16 protein-coding genes are annotated in these 18776 nt (G+C 63.8%); 8 read left to right on the top strand and 8 right to left on the bottom strand.

What is annotated here, in order from left to right; genetic code table 11:
• The first annotated feature begins 63 nt into the window (after nt 1-63).
• Nucleotides 64-1122 carry an alpha/beta hydrolase gene (locus KIO74_RS08880; RefSeq protein WP_349629165.1) on the top strand — a complete coding sequence of 353 codons (1059 nt, stop codon included), beginning with the start codon at nt 64-66 and terminating at the stop codon, nt 1120-1122.
• 15 nt (nt 1123-1137) lie between these two features.
• On the opposite strand, the gene KIO74_RS08875 is transcribed toward KIO74_RS08880, so the two are convergent.
• Both KIO74_RS08875 and KIO74_RS08870 read right to left on the bottom strand, forming a co-directional pair.
• On the bottom strand, nt 1138-1548 hold the full coding sequence (locus KIO74_RS08875; RefSeq protein ID WP_213331662.1) for a DUF4332 domain-containing protein: 411 nt from the start codon (nt 1546-1548) through the stop codon (nt 1138-1140).
• Nucleotides 1549-1709: 161 nt separating this feature from the next.
• The gene (locus tag KIO74_RS08870; protein WP_213331661.1) at nt 1710-2102 is read right to left on the bottom strand and encodes a DUF2267 domain-containing protein; all 393 of its coding nucleotides are present in this window, start codon (nt 2100-2102) and stop codon (nt 1710-1712) included.
• Between the two features lie 216 nt (nt 2103-2318).
• Here KIO74_RS08870 and KIO74_RS08865 point away from each other — a divergent pair, with 216 nt between their 5' ends.
• The 3 genes from KIO74_RS08865 to KIO74_RS08855 all read left to right on the top strand — a co-directional run bounded on the left by KIO74_RS08865 (nt 2319) and on the right by KIO74_RS08855 (nt 6295).
• The gene (locus tag KIO74_RS08865; RefSeq protein WP_213331660.1) at nt 2319-3866 is read left to right on the top strand and encodes a helicase HerA-like domain-containing protein; all 1548 of its coding nucleotides are present in this window, start codon (nt 2319-2321) and stop codon (nt 3864-3866) included.
• Between the two features lie 214 nt (nt 3867-4080).
• Complete coding sequence (locus KIO74_RS08860) at nt 4081-5226, top strand: IS4 family transposase (protein WP_213331659.1); 1146 nt, start codon at nt 4081-4083, stop codon at nt 5224-5226.
• A gap of 274 nt (nt 5227-5500) precedes the next feature.
• Nucleotides 5501-6295: a DUF1194 domain-containing protein gene (locus KIO74_RS08855; protein ID WP_249730918.1), complete on the top strand. Its 795-nt coding sequence runs from the start codon at nt 5501-5503 to the stop codon at nt 6293-6295.
• Here KIO74_RS08855 and murJ read toward each other — a convergent pair.
• Both murJ and KIO74_RS08845 read right to left on the bottom strand, forming a co-directional pair.
• Entirely contained in the window at nt 6275-7801 is a 1527-nt protein-coding gene (murJ, locus tag KIO74_RS08850) for a murein biosynthesis integral membrane protein MurJ (RefSeq protein WP_213331658.1), read from the bottom strand. The two genes, KIO74_RS08855 and murJ, sit on opposite strands and share 21 nt — an antisense overlap.
• Nucleotides 7801-8886, bottom strand: coding sequence for a glycosyltransferase family 2 protein (locus tag KIO74_RS08845; protein ID WP_213331657.1), 1086 nt, complete (start codon nt 8884-8886; stop codon nt 7801-7803). The genes murJ and KIO74_RS08845 overlap by 1 nt, the downstream gene beginning before the upstream one ends.
• Nucleotides 8887-9077: 191 nt before the next feature.
• On the opposite strand from KIO74_RS08845, the gene KIO74_RS08840 reads away from it, so the two are divergent.
• Nucleotides 9078-10031, top strand: coding sequence for a ChbG/HpnK family deacetylase (locus tag KIO74_RS08840; protein WP_291980176.1), 954 nt, complete (start codon nt 9078-9080; stop codon nt 10029-10031).
• Between the two features lie 124 nt (nt 10032-10155).
• Here the strand turns inward: KIO74_RS08840 and KIO74_RS08835 are convergent, their stop codons facing one another.
• Complete coding sequence (locus KIO74_RS08835) at nt 10156-10752, bottom strand: superoxide dismutase (protein ID WP_213331656.1); 597 nt, start codon at nt 10750-10752, stop codon at nt 10156-10158.
• Between the two features lie 340 nt (nt 10753-11092).
• On the opposite strand from KIO74_RS08835, the gene KIO74_RS08830 reads away from it, so the two are divergent.
• Complete coding sequence (locus KIO74_RS08830; protein WP_213331655.1) at nt 11093-13204, top strand: hypothetical protein; 2112 nt, start codon at nt 11093-11095, stop codon at nt 13202-13204.
• On the opposite strand, the gene KIO74_RS08825 is transcribed toward KIO74_RS08830, so the two are convergent.
• The gene (locus KIO74_RS08825) at nt 13147-15297 is read right to left on the bottom strand and encodes a S9 family peptidase (protein WP_213331654.1); all 2151 of its coding nucleotides are present in this window, start codon (nt 15295-15297) and stop codon (nt 13147-13149) included. The two genes, KIO74_RS08830 and KIO74_RS08825, sit on opposite strands and share 58 nt — an antisense overlap.
• 625 nt (nt 15298-15922) lie before the next feature.
• Between KIO74_RS08825 and KIO74_RS08820 the strand changes: the two genes are divergently transcribed.
• A complete protein-coding gene (locus KIO74_RS08820) occupies nt 15923-16351 on the top strand; it encodes a Ros/MucR family transcriptional regulator (protein WP_213334670.1) in 429 nt (142 codons plus the stop codon).
• 425 nt (nt 16352-16776) lie between these two features.
• Nucleotides 16777-17622: a DUF6456 domain-containing protein gene (locus KIO74_RS08815; RefSeq protein WP_249730917.1), complete on the top strand. Its 846-nt coding sequence runs from the start codon at nt 16777-16779 to the stop codon at nt 17620-17622.
• A 43-nt stretch (nt 17623-17665) separates the two neighbouring features.
• Here KIO74_RS08815 and KIO74_RS08810 read toward each other — a convergent pair whose 3' ends face one another.
• Together KIO74_RS08810 and KIO74_RS08805 are read right to left on the bottom strand one after the other, a co-directional pair.
• The gene (locus KIO74_RS08810) at nt 17666-18103 is read right to left on the bottom strand and encodes a SufE family protein (RefSeq protein WP_213331652.1); all 438 of its coding nucleotides are present in this window, start codon (nt 18101-18103) and stop codon (nt 17666-17668) included.
• A gap of 241 nt (nt 18104-18344) precedes the next feature.
• Nucleotides 18345-18662: a hypothetical protein gene (locus KIO74_RS08805; RefSeq protein WP_213331651.1), complete on the bottom strand. Its 318-nt coding sequence runs from the start codon at nt 18660-18662 to the stop codon at nt 18345-18347.
• Between the last annotated feature and the right edge of the window lie 114 nt (nt 18663-18776).

The following is an 18776-nucleotide window of genomic DNA, read 5'->3' as shown; positions in this document are numbered from 1 at the left end:
CCTATTGACGGCTGCACTCTCGCCGCGCGATTGCCGCAATCGCCACGCTTTATGGCGCCCCGAATGATGAGCCCCGCGTTGCCTATGCCGCTTCGTCCTGTGATTTCCCGTCGCCTGTTCCTTCGTCTCGCCGCTGTGCAGGGTGCGACCACCGCACTCGCCGCTTGTGGCGGGGCGACTGCCGATTTCGCCGTGGGCGCCAGCACGACCGGCGCTGGCGGGGGTGGCGCCAGCTTCGTTGTCGATGCGATCACCAACCGCAAGCCCGTGGATGGCGCGCAGGCTGCGCCTTGGTTCGGCAGCGAGCGCAGCGGCGCTGTGCGAGCCGTCGAGGTCAAGTTCGCCCCTCCGCCCTCGAGTCTGATCGGGCGCGCCTCCGCCTCGATCACGGGTCGCTGGCAGATCACGAGTGTGGAGCCGAACGGCTCGTCTGACCCGATCGCCGGCGTCGCGCAGCGCGCGACTGGCCGGGAGGTGCTTCTTTATATTCACGGTTACAACGAATCTTTTGAGACAGCGGTCATCAGCGCGGCGGAACTGTCCACAGGCATCCGCTTCAGGGGCATGACGGCGGCCTTCAGCTGGCCTTCGAAAAGCGGCCTGCTCGATTATGTCTATGACCGTGAAAGCGCGCTGTGGTCGCGGGACGCCCTTCAGGATCTTCTGGAGGCGCTGGTTCGCAATGGAGCGGTGGGGCGCGTGCATATCGTCGCGCATAGCATGGGCTCACTCCTCCTGCTGGAAACCTTGCGTCAGCTTTGGGCGTCGAGCGCGAGCGCCGACATCCCCCCGCGCTTCGGCGCGATCGTGCTGGCGGCGCCGGATGTGGATGTCGACCAGTTCGCGGCGACGTTGAAGCGAATCGGGCCGCTGGCCCAGCACATCACGGTGATCACTTCGTCCAGCGATCGCGCGCTCGGTGTCTCACGGCGCATTGCCGGCGGTGTCGCCCGTGTGGGCGGCGCCGATCGGTCCGTGCTCGAACCGCTCGGCGTCAGGGTCGTCGATGCGTCGGACTACGGCTGGGGCGTCATCGGGCATGACGTCTTCCTCACCAATGCCGACGTGCGTCAGGTCATCGCCCGTGCCATTGAGCGGCAGGGCGCGGTCGCCTCGCGCTGACGATCACACCGTCACTCAGTAAGTCATCATCGGCGGCAGACTCTTGGCTTGCTCGATCCAGCCTGTGACGACACTCTCGGGAGGGAGGGCGCGCACAAGTTTGCGCTTCTCGTTGACGTCGGCGAGCGCCTTCGTAAGATTGGCGGGCTTGCGGTTGCGGAGTTCCTTGACCGTATCGACCCCGGCGGCTTCAAGCAGTTCCGAGTACTCCTCGGCGATGCCCTTGATCCGCATCAGATCAGCCATATTGGTCCACTTGAGGATTCGGGCTTCGTCGACACCGCTCACCAAGGCCAACTCTTTGCGGCCCTTTGGATCCTTGCCGCGTTCGAGAAGCTTCTCAGTGGTCGTCACGCCGGCTGCCTTGAGCTTCTCCGCAAAGACCGCGCCAATGCCTTCAATCGCCACTATGGAATAGGACGCCATCGTGCTGCTCTCCCTTGTGCGGCGCCAGCGGGATGCCGGCGGCCCCCGAATTGCCCAATCCTCCTGAAAATCGGTATTCTTCTGGATTTTTGGGAGCCCGGCACGGGCTCCGGATGGTTGCGCGGCCGGACGTTCACAGCCGGCGGGTGGTGGTACGGAAATTACACGAACTGTGACAGGCCGGGGATCTCGCCGACTATGGCGCCCATTACGTCCTCACCGGCCTTTTCCCGGCCATAGGCGAAAAGCTCCTGGCCGAGGGTCTGCATCTGGCCCATGGACAATCCTGCAGCGGTCAACTCGCTGCCGAGCGCCATGATGCCACCCGAGCCCCCCATGAGGCTCCCGAGAGCCCCCATCAGCCCGCCACCCTGCGCCGACGAGCCCGCTTCAGCGATCGCCTGATCCGCGCCGGGCAGCGCGGCGACGAGCGCGCTCACCTCGTTCTCCGGCCCCTCACGCTGGAGAAAGGCGAGGACGATCCCGATGGCACGGCGCGTCAATGCCGCGTCGAGGCCAACCTTTTCGCTGATCAGGTTTACGAGTTCGTCCATGCTGTCCTCCATGCGCGGTCATTGTCTCACGCCCGTGTTTTAGATCAATGATTCGCGTGGCGTGAGCGGGGCGGGAGAAGATTGGTCCACAGCTAGGCCGTAGCGACGCATCTCACCACGGGACGGGCCGCCGTCAGCGCTCAGCACTATGGTAAGGCCATGTCTGATCACTTATAAAATTCGGAGACGATTTTTGGCCCTTCCCGGATAAAGCGCATGACCGATAGCGGCTCCATTTTCATCGGAAAAAGCACCAAGCCCGAGGAGCTCCTGCTCCGACTCGCCAACCGGCACGGATTGGTGACCGGGGCAACCGGAACCGGCAAGACGGTGACGCTGCAGGTGCTGGCTGAGGGCTTTTCGAATGCCGGTGTGCCGGTGTTCGCGGCCGACGTGAAGGGCGACCTCTCCGGCATTTCGCAGCCCGGCGACAGCAAGCCTGCCTTCGTCAAGCGCGCTGCCGACATTGGCGTCGAATACGTGCCGGATCGCTTCCCCGTGACCTTCTGGGACGTGTTCGGCGAGCAAGGCCATCCCATCCGGGCGACCATCTCCGAGATGGGACCGCTACTGCTTTCAAGGCTGCTCGATCTCAACGACACGCAGGAAGGCGTGCTCAACATTGCCTTTCGTGTCGCCGACGAACGGGGCCTCCTGCTCCTTGACCTGAAGGATCTGCGCGCGCTGCTGACCTTCGTCGCCGAACAGGCGAAGGACCTGACGGCGACCTACGGCAACGTCTCGACCCAGTCGATCGGCGCCATCCAGCGCCAGCTTCTTGTCCTAGAGAACCAGAAGGGCGAGAAGTTCTTCGGCGAGCCGGCGCTCGACATCAATGACCTCCTGAAGACCGATCGCGACGGTCGCGGCGTGGTCAATATCCTGGCCGCGGACAAGCTGATGGCCAATCCGCGGGTCTATGCGACCTTCCTGCTGTGGCTCCTGTCCGAGCTGTTCGAGCAGATGCCGGAGGTTGGCGATCTCGACAAGCCCAAGCTCGTCTTCTTCTTCGACGAGGCGCATCTCCTTTTCGACAACGCGCCCAAGGCGCTGGTCGACGCTGTTGAACGTGTCGTCCGGCTCATTCGCTCGAAGGGCGTGGGCGTCTATTTCGTCACGCAGAACCCGCTCGACGTGCCGGACGCTGTGCTGGCGCAGCTTTCCAACCGCGTCCAGCACGCGCTTCGCGCCTTCACGCCGCGCGACCAGAAGGCTGTGAAGGCGGCCGCGGACACGTTCCGGCAGAACCCGTCGTTTGATACCGCCAAGGCCATCCTCGAACTGTCGGTTGGCGAGGCGCTGGTCTCGACGCTCGACGCCAAGGGCGCGCCCTCGGTTGTCGAGAGGACCTTGATCGCGCCACCGTCTGGCCGCGTCGGACCGTGCACGCCCGAGGAGCGAAAGGCGATCATCGCCGCGAGCCCCATGCGCGGGAAATACGACGAGGAGATCGACCGGGAATCCGCCTATGAGGTCCTGACCCAACGCACCGCCGATAATGCCGCCCCTGCTGGTGGCCAGTCTGAAGGCGGCGTGCTCGACACCATCTCCGGCATGCTCGGATCGATCCTTGGAACCAATGTGAAGCGCGGTACGCGCCTGACCACCACGCAGACCGTGGCACGGAGCGTCACGCGTACCGTCATCAACAATGTCGCGGGTAACGTTGCCGCGCAGATCGGCAAGTCGGTCGGCGGCTCGGCCGGCAGTTCGGTCGGCCGCGCTATCGTCCGTGGGATGCTCGGCGGCATCCTGAAGCGTTAGACTGGGCGGGCGGTTGGTGCCATGGCTCTGTCGGACGGGCTCGTGTCATTCCGGGGCTTCGCGTCAAAGTCAATGGACTTTAAGCGCTCTTAGCTGTCATGGCCGGGCTTGAGCCACGGCTGTCCGGTTGAATTTTGTGGACGTGGCGCATGGCATTGATTCTACTTGTTTCCAAGCACTTGCCGGTGTTTTGGACACGAGCGGAAGCAACGCCATGCGGCATCAGAATAGCGTCTTTCACGCCCTGCTGAAGCAGGTTCCATGGTCGCTTTTCGAGAAACTGGTGGATGAGCACCGCGCCGACCGGGGCGTGCGGCGGCTGACGACGAAGGGACAGTTCGTGGCTCTGCTTTACGGCCAGTTCGCCGGCGCCGCCTCCCTGCGCGAGATCGAGACGGCGATGGCGAGCCACGGGGCCCGGCTCTACCATTTGGGCGGGGACGAGATCTCGCGCTCGACCTTGGCCGACGCCAATGCCGGCCGGCCCCACGAGGTCTTCGGCCAGCTCTTTTCGGCCATGGCGGGCGGTGCCGGGCGCGGCTTGCGCCGCGCGACGCAAGGAGCGGTCAGGCTGATCGATTCGACCGGCATCAGGCTGGCCGGCATCGCCAGCGACTGGGCCCGCTTCTCGAAAGATGTCCGCGGCGCCAAGGCGCATGTCGTCTACGATCCCGACGCCGAGGCGCCCCTTTACCTCGCCGTCACGCCGGCGCGGGTGAACGACATCGTCGCGGCCCGCGCCATGCCCGTCGAGCCCGGCGCGACTTACGTCTTCGACCTCGGCTACTACGACTTCGCCTGGTGGGCGCGCCTCGACGAGGCCGGCTGCCGGATCGTCACCAGGCTCAAGGCCAACACGCCCTTGTCCGAGGTCGAGGACCTCGCCTTGCCCGCTGGATCGAGCCTGGCTTACGACCGCGTCGGTCTTCTGCCGGCCCGTCAGGCCGCCTCGCGGAAAAACCCGTTCCACAAACGCGTGCGCGAGATCGGCGTCGTCCTCGACGGCGGCAAGACCATCCGCGTCGTCTCCAACGATATCAAGACTCCCGCGCAGGACATCGCCGATCTCTACAAGCGACGCTGGGCCATCGAGATGTTCTTCCGATGGGTCAAGCAGACCCTCAAGATCAAGCACTTCATCGGCCGATCCGAAAACGCCGTCCGCATCCAGATCGCGGTCGCCCTGATCGCCTATCTCCTGCTCAGGCTCGCGAACGACGCCGTCAAGATCACACAGAGCCCGCTCGCCTTCGCAAGGCTCGTGCGCGCCAACATCATGCACAGGCGAGACCTCCGTCATCTCGCAAAGCCGCCCGAAATCCCACGCTCCGACACAAGACAACTCGCACTCGCCCTATGACAAAACGAACCGGACAGCCGTGGGCTTGTCCCGGCCGTCCCGATTGACGAGACGCCTTTCCTATCGGGATCACTGGAACTCGGCTGTTACCGAGTTCCAGGCTACTAGCCGAGATCAGATAAATCCGATCTCGGGACAAGCCCGGTGATGACGGTGGAATCTCTTGGGCCATTCCTGAATGTCGATCTGCTCCTTTCTCATAACGCGGACGTGAGACGACCGCGCGGCAGGGCTGACTTAACCTTTGTTGCATCGCAACGATCGGGGTGAAGTTATGTCGAAAACCTCTGCCGCTTTTGCTGCCGTGCTGACGATGACGTCTCTCGCCCTGTCCATGGGGGCCCAGTCCACGAGCGCGCTTGCCGCCGAGGAGGTCGACCTCGAACTGGTGCTGGCGGCTGATGGTTCGGGCTCGATCGATAGTGACGAGTTGCGCCTCCAGCGCGAGGGCTGGGGCTCCGCCCTGACCAGCCCCGAGGTGTTGAATGGCATCCGCGACGGTCTGACGGGGAAGATCGTCGTCGCCTATGTCGAATGGGGAGGTCCGGATTCGCAGGTGACGGTGGTCGACTGGCAGGTGATCAAGGACGCGGCGAGCGCCGCGGATTTCGCCGAGAAGCTCAGGACCCGCCCGCGCGGCGCCTATGGCTACAATTCCATCTCGAATGCCATCGACTACGCGGTGAACATGGTCGAGACCAACGCCTATGAGGGTATTCGCAAGATCATCGACGTATCCGGCGATGGACCCAACATAGGCGGGCGGCCGCTGGCCGCCGCCCGTGGCGACGCCCTGGCCAAGGGCTTCACCATCAATGCGCTGGCTATCCGCCGGCCGGGCGGGCGCCCGGGTGGACCGGGCGGCATGGCGCTGGAGACCTACTATGGGGAGGCCGTCATCGGCGGTCCTGGCTCTTTCGTCGAGATTGCTGACAGCCAGACCCCGTTTGCCCTCGCCGCGAAGCGCAAGCTCGTCCAGGAAATCGCCGGACGGCCGCTCGAGACGCACCGCTTTGCGTATGACTATGCCATCCCCGGGCGTGGCGCATCAAATACGGCGCAGCGATAGCCTCAGGCCCTTGAAGGCCACGAGGATCGCCGCCGCATAGACGATGCCGCCGATGAGCGCATCAACGGCGAGAAGGACTTCGTCGTTGAAGCGCGGCAGTCCCGCGCTCCAGGGACTGGCGATGTGATGGGTGGCGAGCGTCGCGCCCGCGAGCGCAAAGCAGGAGAGCGCGGTGGCGAGGACGGCGCGCATGAGTTCGCTGTTCGGCGCCGTCCAGCCGCGATGGAGCGCGATGCCGTAGAGGATGAGCACATTGGCCCAGGCCGCGATGGCGGTGGCCAGCGCCAGCCCCGCCGCGCCGAGGCGCTGCGCGAAGATGATCTTGAGCGTGACGTTGACCGCGATCACCGACAGCGAGACGATCGCCGGAGTCGCGGTGTCGAGACGCGACCGGAAGCTCGCGACCACGCTCGATATCAGCACGATCGCCGGCAGGCCGATGGCATAGGCAGACAGGACGGCGCCGGCGGCTTCGGCATCCGCCGCTGTAAAGGCACCGCGCCCGAAGACCGCCGACATGATCGTGGTCGGCAGCAGGAAGAATGCCACGAGACATGGCGCGGACAGGGCGAGCGAGAAGATGAAGGCGCGGTTCTGTGCGCGGTGAGCGTTTTCGCTGTCGTTCACCGACAGACGCCGGCTCATTTCCGGCAGGAGCACGGTTCCGGCCGCGATGGCGATGACGCCGACGGGCAACTGGTAGAGCCGGTCGGCATAGTAGATCGAGGCGACAGCGCCGGTCGGCAGCTGCGACGCGATGATGGTGTCGGCGAACACCGCGATCTGGATGCCGGCCGAGCCGATCACGGCGGGTAGGAGCGCCTTCAGGAACACCTTCATGTCCGCGTCGAGGCGGGGCCGCACCAGCCGTGGCGCCACGCCCGCGATGCGGGCGTCGGCCAGCACCATGAGAAGCTGCAGCAGGCCCGCGACGCTGACACCCCAGGCGGCGGCGTGGCCGGCCGTGGGGAAGTAGGCGGCGAAGGCGAGCGCCACCACCATCGCCGCATTCAGCAGAATGGGCGAGGCCGCCGCCGCCGCGAAGCGGTCGACGGAATTCAAGATGCCGCTGACCAGCGTCACCAGCGTGATGAAGAACAGATAGGGGAACGTGATTCGCGTCAGCGCGATGGCCAGCGCGTATTTCTCCGGCTGGTCGGAGAAACCCGGCGCGAGCAGCGCCACAAGCCAGGGCATGCCGGCGAGGGCGATGACCATCAGCGGCAGCTGGACGATGATCATCAATGTCCAGACGCTGCTCGCGAAATGCTGGGCGGCACCATCGCCGCGGGCCTCGCGCAGGCGCGAGATCGAGGGAATGAACGCCTGGTTGAAGGCGCCCTCACCGAAAATGGCGCGGAAGTGGTTGGGTAGGCGAAGCGCGACGAAGAAGGCGTCCGCAAGCATGCCGGCGCCCATGATGGCGGCGGCCATGAGGTCGCGGATCAGGCCCGTGACGCGTGAAAGGAGTGTGAAGCCGCTGACGGACAGGAGTTTTCTGAGCATCAGATATTCGCGGGCGCCGCGGCCGTGGTGGGCGACAGGGGGGCTTGCGCGCGAGCCGGCACCAGCGCCTGTGCTTGCGCCTGCGCTCCGGCAGGAACAAGGCTTTCCGCGACGATATAGAGCGGACGGCGCTTCACCTCCGCGAAGATGCGCCCGACATATTCCCCGATCATGCCGAGCGACATGAGCTGGATGCCTGAGAAGAACATCACCGACACGATCAGCGAGGGATAGCCGGGCAGGTCCGAGCCGAGGAGGAGGGTGCGGATGAGAAAGTAGAGGGCTGTCGCGATGGAGGCGAGCGAGATCCCGAGGCCCGCATAGGTCCAGATCTTTAGCGGGATGGTCGAGAAGGAGGTGATGCCGTCGAAGGCAAAACGGAAGAGTTTGCGGAAGCTCCATTTCGTGACGCCGTGTGCGCGATCCGCCACCACGAAGGGCACGCCGACCGAGGAAAAGCCGACCCAGGCATAGAGCCCCTTGGAAAAGCGCGCCCTTTCACCCATGGCGCGCAGCGCGTCCACGGCCCGGCGGTCAATAAGGCGGAAGTCGCCGGCGCCCTCTGGCAGCGGCATCTCCCCGAAGGCGCGGAACAGACGATAGAACAGCCGCGCGAAGCCACGCTTGATCGGCGTTTCGTTGACGCGGTCCGTCCGCTGGCCATAGACCATCACGAAGCCCTCGCGCCATTTGGCGACGAATTCGGCGATGGTCTCGGGTGGATGCTGGAGATCGGCGTCCATGATAACCACACCCCGTCCCCTCGCGTAGTCGAGGCCGGCGGCGATGGCCACCTCCTTGCCGAAGTTGCGGCTGAAGGCAACGAGACCGACGCGTGGCTCCTTCTCATGGGCCTCGCGGATCCGGGCGAGGGTCCCATCCCGGCTGCCATCGTTGACGAAGATGATTTCCCAGCTCGCCTTGCCCAAGTCTCCTGAGCTCAGATCTCCCGAGCCCGAGGCTGCTGAGCCCAAGTCTCCCGATGTACTCAGGCCGAGACCTTCGAGCACGGGGATGAGGCGCGCGAGAAGAGGTGCGATGTTATCGGCCTCATTGTAGACTGGCACAACGACCGAGAGTTCCATGCGATACGCCTATCCCTTGACCGCCCGTTCGCGCCCCCAGTTGCATGAGGCAAGCGCTGAATTGGGCCGCCATCAAGACAACCTTTGCACCCGGACTTCAAGTGGGATCACATTTCGCGTGGCATGCGGCGCAGCCGCCGTACAGTGAGCGCGATCGTGGGGTGCGACAAGGCCCCGTGGGAGATTGAAGCGTGCGCGTAGACGCCTTTGGTGAGGGATGGCCGCCACGTTCCGGCGCGCGTCCGGCTTTTGCCCTCTGTGCCGATGATTTCGCGATGACCGAGGGGGTCAGCCAAGCCATCCTCAGTCTTGCCGCTCAGGGGCGATTATCCGCGACCAGCGTCATGACGACGATGCCACGCTGGCGCGAGTTCGCGCCGGCCCTGAGGGAGCGCGAGGCCGAACTCGCGATCGGCCTGCATCTCAACCTGACGCTTGGACGGCCGGCGACGGCGATGGCTACGCTGGCGCCCGACGGACGTCTGCCGGCTTTCGGCGGTCTCGCCACGCAAAGCCTGACGGGCCGTTTGCGGGACAGGGCTGCCAGGAATGAACTCACGGCCGAGATCGGGGCGCAGCTTGACCTGTTCACGGAGGCGTTCGGGCGCGAACCGGACTATGTGGATGGCCATCAGCATGTGCACGTTTTGCCGGGCATTCGTGGTGCCTTGCTCGCCTGTCTCCGCAGCCGGGGGCTCGCGGGCCGCCTGTGGCTGCGCGATCCGTCTGAAAAAATTGCGGCGATTCTCTCGCGACGCGGTCCGATGGCGAAGGCGGTGGTGATCGCGACGCTGGCGAAAGGCTGGCGGGAGGCAGCGATCGCTGCGGGTTTCGCCACCAACCATGGTTTTGCAGGCGTCAGCGCCTTTCGATCCACAGGAGATTTCGGGACTGAATTTGCCTCGTTTCTCGTCGCGCCCGGGCCACGCCATCTCGTGATGTGCCACCCGGGAGGGATGCCTCGCCCCAGCGAGGCGGACGCGGAACTCAGGGCCCTTGATCCCGTCGTTGACAGCCGGCCGATGGAATTCGCTTTCCTGCGATCCCCACGATTCGCGGAAATATGCGCGGCGGCGGGTCTTGCCCTGATGCCGGGGAGCGCACTCAGGCTGCAGGGCGTGAGCACGGGCGCGTGGCAGGTGTGAAGGTCCGGCCGAGGCAGCGAATTGTCTCACCTGATGAAACGGGTCGTCCTCAACTCTTGGTCTGAAGACGGCCCTCAAAAGAAAATGGGGCCGTGAGGCCCCATTCTGCACGATCTCGACTGGTTCAGCGGGCGGCGGCGTAAAGCTCGGCCACATATTCCCAGTTGACCAGATTTTCCACGAAGGCCTTGAGGTAGTCGGGACGGCGATTGCGGTAGTCGATGTAGTAGGAGTGCTCCCACACATCCACGCCGAGGATCGGCGTGGCGCCGTGAACGAGCGGGCTCTCGCCGTTCGGCGTCTTCATGACGACGATCTTGCCGTCCTTCACGGCAAGCCAGGACCAGCCGGAACCGAACTGGGTGACGCCGCCCTGGATGAAATCTTCCTTCGCCTTTTCGACGGAGCCGAAGTCTTCCACAAGCTTCTTTTCAAGCTCGCCCGGAAGCTTGCCGCCGCCATTCGGCTTCATCCACTTCCAGAAGTGGAGATGATTGTAGTGCTGGCCAGCATTGTTGAAGAGGCCGGCATTCTTGCCATAAGAGCCTTTGACGATCTCCTCGAGGGATTTGCCCTCGAACTCGCTGCCCTTCAGGAGATTGTTGCCATTGTCGACATAGGCCTTGTGGTGCTTGTCGTGGTGATACTCAAGCGTCTCCTTCGACATGTAGGGCTGGAGCGCGTCATAGGCATAGGGCAGATCTGGAAGGGAAAAAGACATCTTGGGCTCCTTGGCATCCCCTGGCTGGATGCTCGACTTGAGTTCCTGTGTCCACCGGGATTGCATGTCTATCCCAAACGGTTCGGCATGCGCCAATTGTTCCGCGGATGATCAGCAAAACCATCAGGCTTTGTTCGCCCCGCCAGATTTTGGCATTTCCCAGCTTGATCGGTGAAATCATCCACAGATTCTTTGAGGATGACCCGACCATTTCTTAATTATGATCCCACGGGCCCGGCGGCAAGCGTTGCCTGATTGAATGGCAGGAGTTGGCAGCGCGAGCCAAAAACTCTAATCTAACGGGCACTTGTGTGTGTCAGATAAGGAAAGTCGTCAGCCGATGGTCGTGATTTGCTTGCTGGTAGGCTGCTTGATGGTGGCCGGCGGCGTCACCGCGGTGACGACCGGGATGGGATTCATCGTTCTCGAGCGCGGCTGGTCGATGGTCATCGCCGGCAGCGTCGTGGCCACCGGCGGTGCGCTCCTCATAGGAATCGCGCTTCTCATCCGCGAGATCCGCAGGCTTCCCATGCACCTGGCGACTTACGATCAGCCTGAGGAGTGGGAGGAAGCGGAGCATCACGCCCGCCGCGTCGACGGCGCTTCCCATGAAGAGCACGCCGCCGGTTACCAAAGTGTTAATGAACCCCGCACTGAGGCCTTTCAGGACGACTCCCGGCATGACGATTCCCGGCAAGCGTCCGCTGCCGTAGGGCGCGAGGAGCGCCGTGATCTGCCGCCTCCCGTGCGGTCTTACCCCGAACCCGTGTCCGCGGCACCGGTTTCCGACACCGTGCCCGCCGCCGTCCGCGGCTCGATTGCCGGTGCGGCTGCCACCGCTGCGCTGGCGACAGCGGCCCCGGTTGTCGTCGCCGCCGCGACCCGAAAAGCTGACGGCTCCTCCGATGCCGTGGCCGACGTCGTCGCTGAAGAGGCTGTTCCCCTTGCCGAGGTGCAAGGCTCCACAGTTGCCGGCGCTGATCGTGCGGGACTGGACCGGGCGCTGGCCTCGGTCGAGGAAGCCTTCGCCGCGAGCTTTGATTTCGCGCCGGCCGCCGCCGGAAAGACTGATTCCGCCAACGCGGAACGTGGGCTCTCTGCGGAGGAGAAGTCCGGGGCGGCTCCCGAGCCAACTCATGAGATAGCGCCCTCGCATGAGGACATTGGCGGGCGCGAGCCGGCTGTCGATCCGGATGCCTTCCTGCGGGATCTCACGGCGGACAAGCCGAGCGTGGTTGAGCCCGAACCGGCCGCGAGCGCGCCAGAGCCTGTGCGGCCATCGCTTCCCTCATGGTTCTCGCCGTCGCGTTTTGGCCGCGCGGCACCGCAGGAGGCACCTGCTGCTGAACAGGCGCCTGTGCCTGAGCCCACGCCCGCTGAACCGTTGCCGGAGGCCGCTTCATCCGGCGTCGAAGCGGACGCGGCGGGCCTTGATGACCGCGCCGCCGAAGTTGCCGATCCCGAAGTCGCCAATCCCGAAGGATCCGTCCCCGCCGCGCCGGAACGGCCGCCTTTCCCAGATTTCGCTGTCTCGCGCGATGCCCCGCCGGCGCCCGACATGGGGTTGCCCGGCACGGTGCCCGTGGAGAAGACGGCAGAGCAGACGGCCGCCGAGCGTAAGGCGCGTTGGTCCCTGTTCCGCAGGCGCAGCGAAGCGCCCGCCAGCTCGGAAACGGATGCTGAACGTGCGGCCAGGATAGCCGCCGCGGCGCTCGCGGTGACGCCGAACCGGTCCTTTGCCGGCGAGGAACCCCGTCTCGATATGCCAGATCCCGTGTCCGAGAATGCGGCGCCCCAGGCTGCCGAAGACAAGTCTCGCGAGGAAGAAGACGTCGGCACGCGCGAAGCACCGTGGCGCGGAATGACTCCTGTCAACGAGGAGCGGGCCTATGTGCATGTGGATCGTCCCTCGGCGATCGACGATGACAGGCTTCCTCCAGATACCGGCGCTCCGCTTGCGGATGAGGAACGCGAGTCTGTTCGCTCGGCAGCCGTGGCGGTCGAGGACGACGAATTCTTCAGCGGCGGTGGCTGGCGGCGTGAAGAGGACAATACCTCCCTCCCGCAGGGCGAAGCTCCATTCGATCACGAGGCTTCATCGCAGCAGCTCGGCCAGACGGAGGTATCGGAAGGTGAAGCTGCGGTTGCCGAGGAATTGACGGTCGAGGACGAGCCGGCGTCATCGGAATTCATCCCCGATCCTGTTCCGACGGTGGTGGGAACCTACAGCGCCGGCGGCAATCTCTACGTCATGTTCTCTGATGGCTCCATCGAGGCCGAGACGAGCCGTGGCACCTATCGCTTCCGCTCGCTCGATGAACTCAAGGCCTATGTGGCGGCGAGCGAGGAGGGCGATGAAGGCGCCGACGCCGGCGCCCCCCCGAATGATGAGCGTCAGGAGACGGAGGCCGAAGGCAACGTTCCCTGGACGACGCCGAGAGCGAACGCGTAGACGAGGGCAATCTCGTCAAGCCGATCAAAACGGCCGGCCGCGCCCCCGTGGCCCGCGTCCATATTGGTGCGCAGCACGAACGGGCCGCCGCCCGTGGCTTTCGCGCGGACCTTGGCGATCCATTTCGCCGGCTCCCAATAGGTCACGCGCGGATCCGACAAGCCCCCGAGCGCCAGGATCGCGGGATACCGCTGCGCCTTGACCTGATCATAAGGCGAATAGGCCTGGATACGCGTGAACGCGGCCTGGTCTGTTATGGGATTGCCCCATTCCGGCCATTCCGGCGGTGTCAGCGGCAGATCGCCGTCGAGCATGGTGTTCAGCACATCGACGAAGGGCACTTCCGCGAGGATCGCGGCGAAGAGGTCCGGCGCGTCATTAGCGATCGCGCCCATCAGCATTCCGCCCGCGCTGCCGCCATGGGCGGCGATCCGCCCGGAAGCCGTATAGCCGGTCGTGATCAGGTGGCGAGCCACCACGATGAAATCCGAGAACGTGTTCGGCTTTTTGTCGCGCTTGCCCTCGAGATACCAGTGCCACCCCTTCTCGCTGCCGCCACGCACATGGGCGATGGCATAGACGAAGCCGCGATCGACCAGGGAGAGATTGTTGGCGCTGAAGCCGGCGGACAGCGCGTGGCCGTAGGCACCATAGCCATAGAGCAGGCACGGGGCGTTGCCGTCGAGCTTGAGGTCGCGCCGGTGGAGAATGGATACCGGCACGAGTTCACCGTCGGGCGCGGGTGCCAGCAGACGGCGCGTGACATAGGCGGCCGGATCATGTCCTGACGGGATGATCTGGCGCTTGCGCAGCACGCGTTCATGGCTCGCCATGTCATAGTCATAGGTCTCATTGGGCGTCGTCATGGAGGAATAGACGAAGCGCAACTGGTCGGTATCAAATTCCAGGACCTCGCCTAGCGAGAGCCGATAAGCTTCCTCCGGAATGCTGATGGCATGCTCCTCACCTGTCGCCAGCGTGCGGATGACAATGCGCGGCAGCGCGTTCTCGCGCTCGAGCCGGACGAGGTGGCGCTGGAGGACAAGTTGGGCCAGCACGTAGATCCCGGGGCGATGGGGTACCGCGTCCCGCCACTGCGCCCGTTCAGGGGTTGCCAGCGGGGCTGTGACGATCTTGAAATCCTCGGCGCCATCGGCATTGGTCAGGATGAACAGAACCCCGCCGTGGTGCTCGACCTCATAGCGGAGGCCGTCCTCGCGGGCCGCCACGAGACGGGGGCTTGGCGCCTCTTCGTGAAGGTCCAGAAGATAGGCTTCCGAGGTCTCGTGGTCACTGACCGAGATGACGGCGAAGCGCTGTGACTGGGTTTGCGACAGATTGACGAACCAGGCGGGATCGTTGCTGCGGAAGATCAGCGCATCATCTTCCGCTGGTGTCCCAAGGCGATGCAACAACACTTCGCAAGGGCGATGATTGTCATCCAGCCGCACATAGTAGAAGGCCGCTCCGTCGGCCGCCCAGACAATATCGTCCGCGGCCTGCTCTATGCGATCGTCAAGGTCGCGGCCGGAGAGGATATCCCGCACACGGATGACGTTGAACTCGGCGCCTGTGTCATCGGCGCACCACGCCATGCGGTTATGGTCGGGAGATCGAACAGCCTCCGCGAGGTCGAAGAACGCCTTTCCGGCAGCCAGAGCGTCGCCATCAAGAAGGATATCCGCGTCATCGGCGAGTGGAACACCGAAGGTCGGGTCGCTCTCCATGGCTGAAGCTGCGGCGCGGCAGATCAGCGGATGTTGTCCTCCCTCGCGATAGCGGGTATAGTAATAGAACGGTCCGTCGCGAGCGGGTACGCTGGCGTCGTCCTCGCGAATGCGTCCGCGCATCTCGGCGACGAGCGTCTTGCGCTGGGCGGCGGTCGGAGCGAGGATCGTTTCCGCGAAGGCGTTTTCCGCCTCCAGATGCGCGCGGATATGACCCGGCAAGGCCGATGGATCCGCCAGGACCTCGCGCCAGTTGTCTGCCTTCAGCCAAGCGTAGTCATCGCGCAGCGTCACGCCATGGACCACGGTCTCATGAGGGGTGGTCGGAGCGACGGGCGGCGCGGTGGGGGGCTGGCTGTGTTTCATCGGAGCCTCCTTGGGGCTGCGGCGGTCGCGACTTTGCCATGACGTTCGCTGGCGTAGCCCTCTTACTAGAACATGGGATCGAGACCTGTGAAGCGGTATTCGTCGGCCGGGATTCGGTTCTGCAAAGCGCGCCTATCGGAACAGCTGCGAAGCTATTGGAGCGCCCTCATCGCGCCTCGGTGCTCCACTTCGCCAGGATTTCTCAATCTGATTTCTCAATGAGATTTCGCCGCGTAATATGGCCCATCACGATGTATTGGGCCGGGGATACTGCGTCCGCTTTACGGCGGAAGAATCGATCGCAGGCTATGTCGTGATCCCTTAGCGTGCTGCAATATCGTTCTTGTCAGAGGGCGATTGACGCTTTTTCTGATCGATCAGATGTTCTAAATAAAATAATGGTATTATCCGTCGCTATATATCCATATTTAGGCGATCTGATCGATGATATATATATCTATTATTTTTCTTGTATTGATTATGTAAGTATTATCCAATAATTACTGTCCAGGGCGATGTCGCGCCTGGCTGCGTCCTCGTCGCGGCGGGGATCGGGCCGCAGATGCCATGCAACGCTTCTACGCGCAGGCGCAATTGAGGCGCTAAAAGGGGAAAGCAACCTGTGATAAACGATGCCGAGACTAGTCCTAACTATGTCGAACTCACGGCCGATATCGTGTCCGCGTATGTAAGCAACAATACTGTCGGGCCGAGTGAATTGGCTACGATGATCGGCGAGGTACATGCTGCGCTCGCGCGCGTCACTAGCAGTCCTGTTGAAGAGCCGGTCGAGGCACCGAAGCCGGCGATCTCCATCAGGAAATCCATAACGCCGGACTATCTGATTTGTCTCGAGGATGGAAAGAAGTTCAAGTCTCTGAAGCGGCATCTGCGCACGCAATACGATATTACACCTGAGCAATATCGAGAGAAATGGGGCCTGCCATCGGATTATCCCATGGTCGCCCCGAACTATGCCAAGGCGCGATCGCAGCTTGCCAAGGATATGGGGCTGGGGCAGCAACGACGGAAGCGGCGCGGCGGTCGCGGTTGAGGCCGCTGATGGCGCATTGAGCTGGACGTTGCATGTGGCCTCCGGATCGAGGCGAAGCTCATCCACAGAAAAAGGGCGACGGTTCCGGTTCCATGCGAGCATCAACCGCTCCAGCCAGATCCGGTAAGGTCTGATGGGACCAGCCTTGACGGGGCCGCCTGCGGCGGGTGACGCCTATCTGTCGTGGAGAAATGCCAAGGCGGCCGTCGCCTGACCCACTCAGTTTTGTTCGCATGGGATAGGCGAATTGAGCGCTACTCCAAGCGTCGGCCAGCCGGTCGGCGCTTTTTTGTTGCAATTTTTAAAATAGGAATATATTCATAATATACTACATGGATCCGTCTCACGAAGTGTGGCCGCGCGGCTAGCTTGGGTGACGCGAGATATGGAACATATCATGAACATTGCCAAGGTGCACGATGCGAATGAATGATCGAGCAAATGGGACCGGACAGCTCTCCGCGGCGGCGGTGCGTCTGCTTACTCATCTCGCGGCACGGGGAGCCAGCGCGCGCCAGCTTGCGGAAATGCCCGATGACATCAATCTCTTTGTGGAGCGCAGGGGCGTGACACTCGGCGCGGGACGGTTGCCGATCGCCGCGGCGGGCATGCTTGTCGCGCATGATCTCGCGATATGGGAGGGAACAGGCCCACGGCGGACATTGGCGATAACGTCGGCCGGCGTTGCGCATGTGCGCAGACGCGACGCGGAGCCAGAGGAACGCTTTCTCAGCCAGCATATCAACACCGCCGAAAAGTCCCTGGAGGTCGAGGGCGTGCGGCGCAAGGTGCGCGTCGATGAAGGGGAAAGTCCGCTTGCCTGGCTCAGAGCTCGCCGCGACCGCAACGGTCGCCCGTTTGTCGATGCCGTTTGTTTCGAGGCAGGCGAGCGGTTGCGCGCGGATCTGACCTTTGCCCAGCTCCTGCCCAAGGTCACGATGCGCTGGACGGCGGGACCGGCGGGGCAGGGAGGGCAAGGTCCGGCCGCGGCCACCGATGCGATGATCGCGGCGCGGCAGCGTGCCCGGCGCGCGCTTCAGGCCGTCGGCTCGGATTTCGCCGGCCTCCTCATGGACGTCTGCGGCTTTCTGAAAGGTCTTGAAACGATCGAGCGTGAGCGTGGCTGGCCCCCGCGCTCGGGCAAGGTCATTCTACAACTCGCCTTGCGGCGCTTGGCGGAGGCCTATGGGCTGTCGGCTGAAGCAGAGGGGAAGGCTGAGGCCAGCGGCATTCGTTGGTGGCATGCGCCGATCGACCGCATGGAAGCCTGAAAAGCCTGTATCGGGCCATCCTTGCAGCCGTCCGCGGAAGCCTTCAGGTCGTTGCTTCGGCGAGTGCGGCCCGCGCGTCGGTCTTGATCCGCTCCACCATCGAGCGCAGCCCGTTGGAGCGCTGCGGGGTCAGGTGGTCGCCAAGCCCGAGTTTAGTGAAGAGCGCGAGCGCGTCCGTTTCAACGATCTCGCGGGCGGTGTGGCCCGAGAAGATGGCAAAGGTCAGCGCGACCAGCCCACGCACGATGTGCGCGTCACTGTCGCCACGGAAGCTCACCACCGGCTCGTCATCCGCGTTGCGCGCGATCATCGTTTCCAGCCAGACTTGGCTGGCGCAGCCGCGAACCTTGTTGGCCTCGGAGCGTGCGGAATCCGGCAGCGGCTCCAGCATCCGCCCGAGCTCGATGAGATAGCGGTAGCGATCATCCCAATCGTCGAGGAACTCGAAATTGTCGAGTATCTCGTCGAGCGGCGGCTGCATGAAACGATCCTTGGTTCAGGCCCTTGCTTCGGTCTCTTGCCGGGGGCCGATGGTCCGGCCCGATCCGTCAAAAGGTTCAAAGGTCATATGGGCCCTTAATACCAAAAGGGCCAGAGCATTTTCGCCAGCGTCCGCCATAACGGCGGTCTATCCCCGCCCGCGTGCGGCTCCGAACAAAAAAGCCTTTCGGCCAACGCAGTGGAAAAGGCATAGGAACTGGCAGGGCGTGAAAGCGTGCGGGTTACTTCGGCCGTGTCCCGGCTTCACCGCCGTCCTGTGTAGAGATCAATGCCTCGATCAGGCGACGGCGCGTTGCCGCGTCCAGCGAATTCAAGAGACGCGCGGCCTGCTCGGCGGCGGTGATGAGGTCGTGGCCATTATTGGTGCCGGATTGAGACTGGGATGCGCCTTGCCCCGCCTTGCCGACACTGCCGGTGACCACCGGGCCGGATCGGGTGACGGCGGGGCTGGCGTGACGCGGCTCATCGACCCGGTCGTGAACGGGCGAGAACCAGTAGATGGCCGCGATGCAGATGGCGCAGCGCCATAGCAAACTCATGGAACATCGCTCACGTCATGTCTCCCGGCGACAGAATGGCCAGTCTCGAGCCGGCTTCTTGCTGAACCTCCTGCCCGGCGCGGCAAACCATGCCTTTGGCGAAGTTCAGCGCGT

Origin of the sequence: Chelatococcus sp. HY11, assembly GCF_018398335.1 — a bacterium.
GTDB lineage: Bacteria > Pseudomonadota > Alphaproteobacteria > Rhizobiales > Beijerinckiaceae > Chelatococcus.
The sequence above is the reverse complement of the archived record's forward strand: the minus strand, read 5'-3'. Positions and strand labels throughout refer to the sequence as shown.

Bases quoted from the DNA above. Each gene is read 5' to 3' on its own strand.
- KIO74_RS08880 (WP_349629165.1), top strand. From the start codon at position 64: ATGATGAGCCCCGCGTTGCCTATGCCGCTTCGTCCTGTGATTTCCCGT.
- KIO74_RS08875 (WP_213331662.1), bottom strand. From the start codon at position 1,548: ATGGCGTCCTATTCCATAGTGGCGATTGAAGGCATTGGCGCGGTCTTT.
- KIO74_RS08870 (WP_213331661.1), bottom strand. From the start codon at position 2,102: ATGGACGAACTCGTAAACCTGATCAGCGAAAAGGTTGGCCTCGACGCG.
- KIO74_RS08865 (WP_213331660.1), top strand. From the start codon at position 2,319: ATGACCGATAGCGGCTCCATTTTCATCGGAAAAAGCACCAAGCCCGAG.
- KIO74_RS08860 (WP_213331659.1), top strand. From the start codon at position 4,081: ATGCGGCATCAGAATAGCGTCTTTCACGCCCTGCTGAAGCAGGTTCCA.
- KIO74_RS08855 (WP_249730918.1), top strand. From the start codon at position 5,501: ATGTCGAAAACCTCTGCCGCTTTTGCTGCCGTGCTGACGATGACGTCT.
- murJ (WP_213331658.1), bottom strand. From the start codon at position 7,801: ATGCTCAGAAAACTCCTGTCCGTCAGCGGCTTCACACTCCTTTCACGC.
- KIO74_RS08845 (WP_213331657.1), bottom strand. From the start codon at position 8,886: ATGGAACTCTCGGTCGTTGTGCCAGTCTACAATGAGGCCGATAACATC.
- KIO74_RS08835 (WP_213331656.1), bottom strand. From the start codon at position 10,752: ATGTCTTTTTCCCTTCCAGATCTGCCCTATGCCTATGACGCGCTCCAG.
- KIO74_RS08830 (WP_213331655.1), top strand. From the start codon at position 11,093: ATGGTCGTGATTTGCTTGCTGGTAGGCTGCTTGATGGTGGCCGGCGGC.
- KIO74_RS08825 (WP_213331654.1), bottom strand. From the start codon at position 15,297: ATGAAACACAGCCAGCCCCCCACCGCGCCGCCCGTCGCTCCGACCACC.
- KIO74_RS08815 (WP_249730917.1), top strand. From the start codon at position 16,777: ATGAATGATCGAGCAAATGGGACCGGACAGCTCTCCGCGGCGGCGGTG.
- KIO74_RS08810 (WP_213331652.1), bottom strand. From the start codon at position 18,103: ATGCAGCCGCCGCTCGACGAGATACTCGACAATTTCGAGTTCCTCGAC.
- KIO74_RS08805 (WP_213331651.1), bottom strand. From the start codon at position 18,662: ATGAGTTTGCTATGGCGCTGCGCCATCTGCATCGCGGCCATCTACTGG.